We start from the raw sequence: 10,185 nt of genomic DNA, 5'->3' as shown, positions 1-10,185 counted from the left end.
CAAGATGGCAGATGCAAGAAGAGCGCTTGACTGGGAAGCACAGTGGGAATGTGCTATAGACCCCAAAACAGCAAAAGCAATCCGCGATGACAGAAAGCCCGAGCATGAAGACACCTGTTCCATGTGTGGAAAGTTCTGTGCAGTAAGAAGTATGAATAAAGCACTTGCAGGAGAACATATTGATATTTTGTGAGTAGCCTTAGCAAGCTGGGGTATAATCCCAGCTTGCTTCTCCCATGAGAGCGTTTGCCGTAATCACCAAGGAGTAGGGTAGCAAATCTGATGAATTTTTTTAAAAAGTTGATACTTTATTAAAAAAAACTGTTAGAATATTTTCTATTATAGTTCTATACTGAATCTGCAATCTTCGGATAAAAAGAATTAAGGGGGGGTTAGATATGGAAAAGATTGCAGATAACACCCAAATGAAGAATATTTATATCAGCCTGACCGAGCAAAAATTCGGTTTGTATTAATGGTTCCGCAGTATTTTACGATTATAGGAGTATTTTATGATTACAAAAGAGACTTTAGTTGAGGAAATTTTACAAGAGAGTGATGTCATCACGTACTTCATTCAGAATCGGGTTTCCCCATTCAGCTGCGCCGGACCATTTCCCCAAAGTCTCGGCAAATTGCTGGCCATCAAAAATGTAAACGACCCGGAGGCGTTTATAGCCGGTTTAAATGATTTTCTGGCAAAACGTCACTTAGAGAACCTGTAAGGGCTATTCTTTTTCAATGGGACACCTTCCAAGAGGAAGGCTATGTCTCGTTTTTTTATACGTGATCGGTGAATTTAACGGGTGGGGTAATAATAATCAAAAATATTAAAGTTAATATTTTTATTAATTGTATTTGCCCTGGCGGAGATGCTCATTGCGCTTTAAAACGCCGGATTCCCGGAAGTATTTCCTTCGTACCGCTTAACAAAAGGCTCAGACCAATTAGCCTGAGCCTTATTGTACTCTCCTTTAGAAGTTTACATACCCACTTATTTTAAGACCTCATTCATACTTCCACTTCTCAACCCTTGAAGATCTAAGGTAACATAAGTAAAGCCTAACCCCTTCAGGCGGGACACAATCTCATCAATTACCGTTTCCGTGAGTTTAACGAAATCTTGACGAGGTAACTCAACTCGGGCAATTTCCTGATGATACCTTACTCTGAGTTCTTTAAAACCAAATTCACGCAGAACAGTCTCCGCATGATCAATGATATTTAACTTTTCAACTGTAATTTCCTCTCCATAGGGTAACCGTGAAGATAAACAAGCAAGGGAAGGCTTATTCCAAGTAGGAAGACCAAACTCTTTTGATAAGATACGGATATCTTCTTTTGTCATTCCCGCTTCTTGAAGGGGACTACGCACGCCTTGCTCCTCTTTAGCCTTGCTTCCCGGCCGATAGTCCTGAAGGTCATCCATATTGGCTCCATCAATGACAAAGCCAAACCCTTTCTCTGAGCGAAGAGCGGTTAATTTTGAAAAGAGTTCGGATTTACAATAATAACAGCGATCCTGAGGATTTCTTCTAAAATTAGGATCCGTAAGTTCGTCCGAATGGATCACAAGATGGTTAATGCCGATCGTTTTTACAGTTATGATCGCTTCATCTAATTCCCTTTCAGGGTATGTTTCTGAGGCTGCTGTTACGGCAAGGCTTTTCTCTCCCAGAGTGTCAAATGCGACCTTTGCCAAGAAAGAACTATCCACACCTCCAGAATAAGCAACTAGAACCGATTCCAGACTCAATAATATTTCTTTCAGCTTTGCTAATTTCAAGTTTAAAGCATTATTCACGTTTACTCCTCCATCTTTCTCATGAGTTAGGTGATAAAAAAGTATAAAAAAACAGAGGAAAACTATGCACCCCTGTTTAAATGCTACTTTTATTTTACATCACAGATCTTAAAATTCAAGGGCTGTATCCCTTGTTGATGAACCTGAATTCTTATCATTATATTTCTCGGTATCCAACTCGTGCAGAACCTTCGAAGAAACTAAGCCTGTAACCATCGAATCACTTACATTGAGGGCAGTCCTCGCCATATCAATGAGGGGCTCAATAGCTATCAATAAACCAACAAGTCCTACAGGCAAACCCATAATTGAAAGAACTGTAAGAGCTGCAAAAGTCGCTCCGCCTCCTACACCGGCGATTCCAAAGGAACTTAACGCAACAACGACCACTAGTTTAAGCAGAAAGGCAGGAGTCATTGGATCAATACCAACGGCAGGAGCTATCATAACTGCTAGCATTGCTGGGTAAATCCCTGCGCACCCATTTTGCCCAATACTCGTTCCAAATGTTGCCGCTAAATTAGCAATTCCTTTGGAAACTCCCAATCGATCTGTTAAAGCTTCAACCGTTAAGGGAAGAGTTCCTGCACTGGTCCTGGAGGTAAAGGCAAAGGTGAGTACATGAGCCGATTTTTTCAAATAGGTTAGTGGATTTAGTCCAAAACCAGCGAGAATAATCATATGAATAACAAACATAATTATAATTGCTGTATATGAGGCTAAAACGAACTGTAATAAGCGGAGAATTTCGCTGACATTACTCGTCGAAACGAATTTTGTCATAAGTGCTAAAACACCATAAGGGGTAAGCCGAAGAACTATAGTAACGATCCGCATGACGACATCATGCAAGGCATTTAAAAACTTGGTAAATAACTCTGCCGATTCCGGTTTCGTCTTACGAATCCCGACTGTCGCTATTCCAACTAAGGCTGCAAAAAATACAACTGACAAAGTGGCATTACTTCCCTGCCCCGTGAGCGCATAAAACGGATTTGTTGGAATGATTTCGAGAAGTTGATCCTGAATCGTTTTCTGCTGAAAATCAACCAACTTCGTTTCCATTTTCTCTCCAGCCTGAGTTTCCTGTGTCCCGGCTTGAATAGAGCTTGCATCTAAGCCGAAGGCGCCACCCGTCCCAGCACCAACAGCTGCAGCAATTCCTGTTGTTATTAGAAGAATTGCTATAATGATTCCCGCTTTTTTACCCAAGTTCTTGGAATCTTGATTGATAATAGCCGAAGTTATCGCTACAAAAATGAGCGGAATAACAGTCAACTTTAAGAGCCTGACATAACCATTTCCTACAAGACCAACCCAAGTATTCACTTCTGTGACAACTGACGAAGTTGCTCCATAACTATATTGAAGAATCACACCATATAAAATACCAAGAATTAAAGCCGTAAATACCCTCACCGTAAAAGAATAATGTCCCTTCCTTTTCATCCATACCATTCCATAAATAAGGCCGAGCATGATTAGGACATTTAATAAAACATGCAATGAAACCATCTTTGAACCCCCCTTTATATTTTATATTACTAAACCTATATGTTATATTGGCATTATACTTCTTATTTTTTTTCGTTGCAACTGAAATTTAGAACAGCTGCTCACTCTTGATGTTTAGCGTCACACCTAAACATCAATAAGAATATGCGAATACTTGGCCTCGGTTGCGGGTGCGGTCTTTCCACGCTTTTGTTAGCGAAGAAATATGGTGTGTCCGTTTTCGCCGCAGATCTTTGGATTTCGCCAACTGAAAACTATGAGCGTTTCCAATCTATCGGGATTGATGATAAGGCCGTTCCGATTTCCGTAGACGCGACCAAAGGGCTGCCTTTCGCAGACAGATATTTTGACTTGTTGTTCACCGTGGACGCTTACCATTATTTCGGTGATACGTCGGAAATGCTTCCATCGCTCGTTCCTTTTGTAAAAAGGGGCGGCTATATCGCCGTGGCTGACCGGCTACCATCCCGTCGTCGCGGATGACATTAAAATGATGGAGGCTGAGGGCGGAAGGTATTTTAATCTCGTTCAGTTGATTGCTAAAGTCATTTGAATAACCAGAAATAGCTAATTGTACAATCTTCTGATTTTGTGCGGAAGATATTGCAAGTGGTATAAAGAGGCCGCCGTCCCTGGCGGCCTCTGGTTTGAAATCACTTACAAAGATATACGAATAAAAATCGTGTAGAAATTTCCACGCGATTTTTATGATACCTTTATTCGAAATCTTGATTGAGACCCATTGTATCGCTGGAAAGACCCCCAACACCTGCCTGTTCAGCAACACCTAATGAACTTACCAATGGACTTGACTGTCCGGATAGCTCTAAAATTCGTAAAAAATGATTGGCTTCACGCAACACATGGTCAGCGAGCAATGGGATAATAATTGATTTAATACTACACGTTAAAACGAGTTCTTCCGCAGTTGATTTAAAGTTACGAATGTTTCTTGTTGCACGAATTTCTTCGCGGACGAGAGGAAGAACTGCGCTAAAACCAACATTTCTCAAGGATTCGGCTTGTTGGCGGAGTTTAAAAAAGAGGTCTGCGAGATTATCAGCCTGACCGATGAGTGCAACTTCCGTGGGATCTAGCAAATGGGCGATAAATTGAGCGTGTTCCGCCATAATCCTGTCCCAAAAGACCTTTTGATCAATTATTTCCTGGCTAAAATTTATAAAGCCCCGAAGCTGTAATCGTTCCAATTGACTAATAAAAAATAAGGCTTCTCGGCGAATATGCTCAATCAACAAGGGAAAATTGAACGTAAGCAGCTGGCATTTCAGCATTTCATCTAAAATTAAAGTTTTAAACTCGACTAATTCCTTTGTAAGGGCAATGGCTCTTTCATTGATTAATCGGACAGAATTCGCCAGTCCAGTATTTACTGAACCACTGCTGCGAAGCAATAAAAGCTCTTCTTGAGTTAATGACGTGTCAATGGCGATGCCGGACAGTTCCTGGGTTTTAACCTCAGCACGGAGAGTTTTATCCGTTACGAACTCGCCGGAACGCACCGCTGGTTCACTTAGATTGCCATCCGCTAATAGAACGACTTCAGTTAATAATTGATTAAACGCCCTATTAAACTGATCTGCTCTTTGAGCAAAAGCTGCATCTTTGTTGAAGAAGCCTATCTCCAGAAAAAATGAGTGCTCTTTCATAATGCGAAGAAAGAAAATATGAAGGTCAAGCGATTGTTGAACAAATCGGCTGATAGGAAATGATGTTGTTTCAACAGTAGCCAATGATATCAACTCCTAGCATGTTTTTAGTACATGTTATGCTTGACCCTAAAATTTGGTGTACAACCCACATGAAATATATTCTATCTTCGTTATATTACAAGAGAAGTTCGACTCTATTGATGGCAATGATTTCGTGTAATGACGGATTCCGTCCGGTGAGCTTTTTGATTGAGACACTGGATGAGGATTCGGAGTAAGGGATAGATTTGAATTTAGAGGCCTTGATTTAAAGGATGCCTACGGATTAACCGTGGCATCCTTTTACTTTGTCCTATTTTTTAGAGCGAAATTACTTTATCAGCTTCATGCATCGTTTTTATGATGGTCGGCATGTTCGAAACCTCCCCCAGCCCAATCTTTTCTTTAATCCCGTAATAATCAAGGCAAGTGACACAGGCGAGGAATTTCATGCCTTCTGCTTCTAACTCGCGTAAGACACCAAACGCATCAAATTCAGGTAACAAGAGTTTTACTCCACTTTCCACTAAGAGCACATGTGTCGGTTTTTGATCGGCTTCAAAAAGCTTACGAAAGAAACTTCCCATAAGTTTCTTCCCCAGTTCAGGATCCTGACTTCCCATTTTATCTGAGGAAATAAAATAAACGAAATTAGACATTGTTATGACCCCCTAAACTTTATTAAAGATATACTAGGCCAACAAGGCTGCTCCTATAGCCACAGTGAGTTCCGGTTCTTCCGGAATCACAATCTCCGCCTTAAGCTCTTGCTCAAGAAATTTAACTAAAAGTTTATAGTGCGCTCCACCCCCCGCAAAAATAAGATAATTTGGCTGTGAGAGGGATTCTACAAACCGGGCGAGACGTTTAGCCGTACTCCGGAAAATTCCAGCGACAACTTCAGGTTTAGGAGCCCCTTTGGCTAATAAATTAATCACTTCGGATTCCGCAAAAACTGTACACATTGAGTTGATCGTCATCGGCTTTGCCTCGGCAGCCATCACTAGCTCTTCCTGAGTGAGCTCAAGACCTTTGAGAATAACATCAAGAAAACGTCCTGTTCCCGCAGCACACTTATCATTCATCACAAACTGCGTAACTTTTCCCAAGCCATTTTTGCGAATCACCTTCGCGTCCTGGCCTCCAACATCTAGGATGAGCGGCATCTCGGGAAAATACTCATGACAGCCCCGTGCTTGACAGGTAATCTCTGTAAAAACCTTGCCCACGGGAAAACTCACTCTCCCATAGCCCGTAACCACTAAATCATAAGTTGACACATTACCGCTATTCTGCCATAGCGATAATAAATTCTTTCCTGCGCCTACCGAATCAAACCGGGAAGGAACAACTTTGCTATATACTCTCTCGTCCCCGTCATAAGCGACAAGTTTTGTGTTTACTGAGCCAAGATCGAGCCCTGCCTTGATCACGATTGAACCATCTCCAACAAAGCTTCAATCCGGGTTAAGAGCTGTCCTTGATCTTCATCGGAGAAATCACTTTCCAAGTGCAGATAAGGAATTCCCCTCTTCTCCAGCTCTTTACTTACACTATGACTTTCGACCCCATAAGGTTGGCAGAATTGAAGATTAAAATCGATAACCGCATCTGCCTTGAGATTTTCTTTCATCCGAATGATATCTTCCAAACGGCCGGTATTTGGTGTAAAGCATGCACAATTCACTTGCATCGGGCGTTTTGCAATATTTGAAAGCATTTCATTCATAGTATCCGCTTCTTGTGTTAAATCCTTGAAGTAGCGTTCGCCTGTGCACGTCTCCTCGCCCACAACTACCGCACCGGCCTGCTCTATGAGAGCATGAATTTTCCAGTTCGGCAAGGGTTGCGGTGTTCCGGTAAGCAGAATCCGAGGTGCATCTTCTCGAGTAACACCAATTCCATGGTTTACACGCTCATCGAGCTCATCACATAGGGCATTGACCTGTGTCGCAAAGCGTTCCGGATCATCAAAAAAGGATAACTGATTGATTAAAAGGACATCTAGTCCATGAATGGGGGAAGGATTATGTTTTCTTAAATCCGCAAGACGCTGTAAAGCCCTCCGTTTATTATTTATCTTTTGAACACTATCTTTTAAGGCTTTAGGGGTTAGTGTTACACCCGTCTCTTTTTCAATAAAGGCAGCAAATTCACGCACTTCCTCTTCCCACAGACGGATATCCTTATCCGCTTTTCTCTGAGGAAGTTCCATAACGTACGTAGGGATATGCTCATTGAGGATTTCCCAGGCCTTTTTCTTACCATCACAAGTCGTTTCCCCAATTACCCAGTCTGAGACTTGAAAATACGGACAGATTCGATCTAATTTGAAACCCAGAGTTGATTTAATAAGGGGGCAAAGATTACGGGGTAACACCTTTTCCCCAGTTGGAACTGTAAATTGTGCTCCGGCGCAAAGACCGATACAAACACTCCCTGCCGCTGCAATAATCTCCTCGGGAACATACACACAGAAAGTGGCGAAGACTTTAGCCCCTTGCTGTTTCTTCTCATAAAGCTCTTTCACGCGGATGCCATGAACGTCTCCTACGACCATATCAAAATAAGACATGGCTTGGGGGCGGTTCGGACGATTTAAAAATAGTTCTGTAATGCCCTGCGGCAAAGGGGCTAAAAACTCATCATGTTTTTCCAAATCAATATCAAGAAGTTTCCATAACTCACGATTATCCAAATAATCCACTCTCCTGATCATTCTTATTTGTTCCTTTGGATACATATTCTATAACTCTTTTGTTATTCCTTCTATAACAATAATGTAATAATTTCTTTTTTTAGTCATTAAAAAAGAAATCCCACGAGTTTAATCGTGAGATTCCACATTATCCTTGTCTATAATTTACCTAGTTTCATCGCGAATTCAGGCCCCAAGAAAGTTGTTGAATATTTAATCGATTCATGCTATTGTATTTTTACACTGATGAGGGGGAAGTAAAACCGAAGAACGACCTTCAAGAGAGCCGAGAAGGGTGGAAGCTCGGTAGGGACGGATCGGATAAGTGGACCCCTGAGGGCAAAGCGAAAAAGCCTTTGTGCTTAAGTAGCTGTTGACGCGAAGCCGGCGTTATAGGGCTAAGGGTGTGATGGCACTCTGCAAGAGAATGCATTTCGGTGCATTAATTAAGGTGGTACCGCAGGTTAGCGCCTGTCCTTTATTGAAGGGCAGGCGCTTATTGTTTAGGTACGGGCCATATTTCTATTCATAACCGCGGATGAATAGAAGTTGCAGAGAAGAACCCGAAATAAAAATATTTTATTTTAAGGGAGGATTCTTCAATGAAAAAGACAGTATCCAGAATTATGGCGGTTATGGTTTCGATGCTCCTCGTACTTTCTTTGACGGCGTGTTCACTGAATATGACACAGACGGCGGAGCAGACTCGGGCCAAGAAAAAGGTGGGTATTTTACAGGTTGTGGAGCATCCCTCACTCAATGAAATTCGCGAAGCGATTGTCACGGAGTTAGATGATAAAGGATTCAAGGATGGCGATAATATCATAATCGATTATCAAAATGCCCAAGGAGATCAGTCGAACTTAAAGATGATGGCGCAGAAGTTCGTTAACGGTAAATATGACCTGATTATTGCCATCGCAACGCCTTCAGCCCAAGCGGTTATGAGTGAAACAAAGGAGATTCCCATTGTGTTCTCAGCTGTTCTTGATCCGCTGGGAGCAGGTGTTGTCACGAATTTAGACAAACCGGGAGGCAATATCACAGGAACGTCTAATGCTGTATCTGCAGAAAAAGTAATGGAATTGGCTCATCAAATAACCCCAGGCATTCAGACAATCGGAACCGTTTATAATCCGGGCGAATCCAATGCAGCATGGGTTATCAATAGTTTAAGGGATTATGCAGCTAAAAATCATATAACACTTGTGGAAGCAACGGTTACAAACTCTTCCGAAGTTCAACAGGCTGTCAATTCACTGGTTGGGAAAGTCGATGCGATTTTTATTCCCAATGATAATACGGTTGCAACCGCCATGGTGACAGTTTCCCAAATTGCGATTAAAACCGAACTACCGGTCTATGTCACGGCCGACTCTTTAGTCAGAGACGGAGGATTGGCTACGAATGGCATCAATTATACCACGCTCGGTCACGAAACAGCGGATATGGCCGTTGAGGTCTTAAATGGCAAGAAACCGGGAGATATCCCTGTCAAGACAATGAGCACAATGAATATCTATTTAAATCAAGATACTGCCAAAGCACTAGGAATTACTTTCCCGGAGGAACTGGTTAAACAAGCCGTGGAGGTTATTCAAAAGAAGAACTAAGGAAAAATAGGCAAAACTCCTAAGTATTGCAAATATGAGTAAAGAAGAATTGAATGCGGAAATCGAAAAAGGATACGCTGATTTCATACAGGGTCATGTTAGACCTGCATCAGAAGTTTTCGCAGATATTCGCAAGAATTACGGGATATGAAGTACACGAAATGAAGATAAAACCCCGTAATAACAGTATTACTTGGGAGGGATTTAGCGTGGTTAGGTAGTTGTGACAGTTGACCGGATATATTTTAGATCATTGATTTTCGTCAAATGCGTGTGGGTTGCGTGTTTGACGAATTTTTTTGTTTTTAGGTGTTTAATTTAGTAATTTCTCAAAATTAAATATTTCAGTGCTTGTGTTTTAAAATTATTCCTGATATGATTATATCATTAAATAATATTTAATTTTAGAAAGGCACATTTTATATGAAGAAGCTGAGCGAGATGGTTGAATTGGTAAGCGGATCACCTCAATTTAGAATTACAGAAGTGTCTGATGTGAATGCTCCACTTTATACTTATTATGGTCAACCTGATATAGCGGATGACTTGGTTGATATCGTTTCATCAAACGTTGATAATAAGCAAGTTAGAACGCTAGATAAAGTCAATACGCTGTATACGGGAGATGTCGTATTTAGTCTCATATCCGGCATTTCAACGATCGTAAGAATTGTGCACGAGGGTTATCTCTACACCCAAAACTACGTTAAGTTGATACCCCATGAAAATATTGATTCACAGTATTTGGTTTATCTACTTAATGAAGATAAGTTAATTCAGAAGCAATTCCAACTGGGACTGCAAGGTTCGCAGGTTTTGAAATACACACTCAGACAAGTGAAAGAG

At 41.4% G+C, this 10,185-nt stretch carries 11 protein-coding genes; 5 read left to right on the top strand and 6 right to left on the bottom strand.

What is annotated here, in order from left to right; translation table 11 throughout:
* Together VB077_RS13815 and VB077_RS13810 are read left to right on the top strand one after the other, a co-directional pair.
* On the top strand, positions 1-193 hold a 193-nt coding region (locus VB077_RS13815), incomplete at its 5' end, for a phosphomethylpyrimidine synthase ThiC (protein ID WP_323415839.1).
* 319 nt (positions 194-512) lie between these two features.
* The gene (locus VB077_RS13810; RefSeq protein WP_323415838.1) at positions 513-725 is read left to right on the top strand and encodes a hypothetical protein; all 213 of its coding nucleotides are present in this window, start codon (positions 513-515) and stop codon (positions 723-725) included.
* A 269-nt stretch (positions 726-994) separates the two neighbouring features.
* Here the strand turns inward: VB077_RS13810 and larE are convergent, their stop codons facing one another.
* Together larE and VB077_RS13800 are read right to left on the bottom strand one after the other, a co-directional pair.
* Positions 995-1,804 carry an ATP-dependent sacrificial sulfur transferase LarE gene (gene larE / locus VB077_RS13805; protein ID WP_323415837.1) on the bottom strand — a complete coding sequence of 270 codons (810 nt, stop codon included), beginning with the start codon at positions 1,802-1,804 and terminating at the stop codon, positions 995-997.
* Between the two features lie 108 nt (positions 1,805-1,912).
* Positions 1,913-3,319 carry an L-cystine transporter gene (locus VB077_RS13800; protein WP_323415836.1) on the bottom strand — a complete coding sequence of 469 codons (1,407 nt, stop codon included), beginning with the start codon at positions 3,317-3,319 and terminating at the stop codon, positions 1,913-1,915.
* A 144-nt stretch (positions 3,320-3,463) separates the two neighbouring features.
* Here VB077_RS13800 and VB077_RS13795 point away from each other — a divergent pair, with 144 nt between their 5' ends.
* The gene (locus tag VB077_RS13795) at positions 3,464-3,802 is read left to right on the top strand and encodes an SAM-dependent methyltransferase (protein ID WP_323415835.1); all 339 of its coding nucleotides are present in this window, start codon (positions 3,464-3,466) and stop codon (positions 3,800-3,802) included.
* A 233-nt stretch (positions 3,803-4,035) separates the two neighbouring features.
* Here VB077_RS13795 and VB077_RS13790 read toward each other — a convergent pair whose 3' ends face one another.
* The 4 genes from VB077_RS13790 to VB077_RS13775 all read right to left on the bottom strand — a co-directional run bounded on the left by VB077_RS13790 (position 4,036) and on the right by VB077_RS13775 (position 7,726).
* Positions 4,036-5,070, bottom strand: coding sequence for a DUF2935 domain-containing protein (locus VB077_RS13790; protein ID WP_323415834.1), 1,035 nt, complete (start codon positions 5,068-5,070; stop codon positions 4,036-4,038).
* Between the two features lie 278 nt (positions 5,071-5,348).
* Positions 5,349-5,687 carry a sulfurtransferase-like selenium metabolism protein YedF gene (yedF, locus tag VB077_RS13785; RefSeq protein ID WP_323415833.1) on the bottom strand — a complete coding sequence of 113 codons (339 nt, stop codon included), beginning with the start codon at positions 5,685-5,687 and terminating at the stop codon, positions 5,349-5,351.
* 33 nt (positions 5,688-5,720) lie between these two features.
* Complete coding sequence (locus VB077_RS13780) at positions 5,721-6,461, bottom strand: acyl-CoA dehydratase activase (RefSeq protein WP_323415832.1); 741 nt, start codon at positions 6,459-6,461, stop codon at positions 5,721-5,723.
* Positions 6,458-7,726 carry a double-cubane-cluster-containing anaerobic reductase gene (locus VB077_RS13775; protein WP_323415831.1) on the bottom strand — a complete coding sequence of 423 codons (1,269 nt, stop codon included), beginning with the start codon at positions 7,724-7,726 and terminating at the stop codon, positions 6,458-6,460. The genes VB077_RS13780 and VB077_RS13775 overlap by 4 nt, the downstream gene beginning before the upstream one ends.
* Before the next feature lie 602 nt (positions 7,727-8,328).
* Between VB077_RS13775 and VB077_RS13770 the strand changes: the two genes are divergently transcribed.
* Both VB077_RS13770 and VB077_RS13765 read left to right on the top strand, forming a co-directional pair.
* Positions 8,329-9,339: an ABC transporter substrate-binding protein gene (locus VB077_RS13770; RefSeq protein WP_323415830.1), complete on the top strand. Its 1,011-nt coding sequence runs from the start codon at positions 8,329-8,331 to the stop codon at positions 9,337-9,339.
* Between the two features lie 423 nt (positions 9,340-9,762).
* The coding region (locus tag VB077_RS13765; RefSeq protein WP_323415829.1) for a restriction endonuclease subunit M at positions 9,763-10,185 on the top strand (423 nt) is incomplete at its 3' end.

The organism is Desulfitobacterium sp. (assembly GCF_034927245.1).
Taxonomy (GTDB): Bacteria; Bacillota; Desulfitobacteriia; order Desulfitobacteriales; family Desulfitobacteriaceae; genus Desulfitobacterium_A.
Note: the sequence above shows the minus strand (reverse complement) of the source record. Positions and strands in the feature narration are given on the sequence as shown.

Excerpts from the sequence above, each read along its gene's own strand:
- VB077_RS13810 (WP_323415838.1), top strand. The coding sequence starts at position 513 with ATGATTACAAAAGAGACTTTAGTTGAGGAAATTTTACAAGAGAGTGAT.
- VB077_RS13800 (WP_323415836.1), bottom strand. The coding sequence starts at position 3,319 with ATGGTTTCATTGCATGTTTTATTAAATGTCCTAATCATGCTCGGCCTT.
- VB077_RS13795 (WP_323415835.1), top strand. The coding sequence starts at position 3,464 with ATGCGAATACTTGGCCTCGGTTGCGGGTGCGGTCTTTCCACGCTTTTG.
- yedF (WP_323415833.1), bottom strand. The coding sequence starts at position 5,687 with ATGTCTAATTTCGTTTATTTTATTTCCTCAGATAAAATGGGAAGTCAG.
- VB077_RS13770 (WP_323415830.1), top strand. The coding sequence starts at position 8,329 with ATGAAAAAGACAGTATCCAGAATTATGGCGGTTATGGTTTCGATGCTC.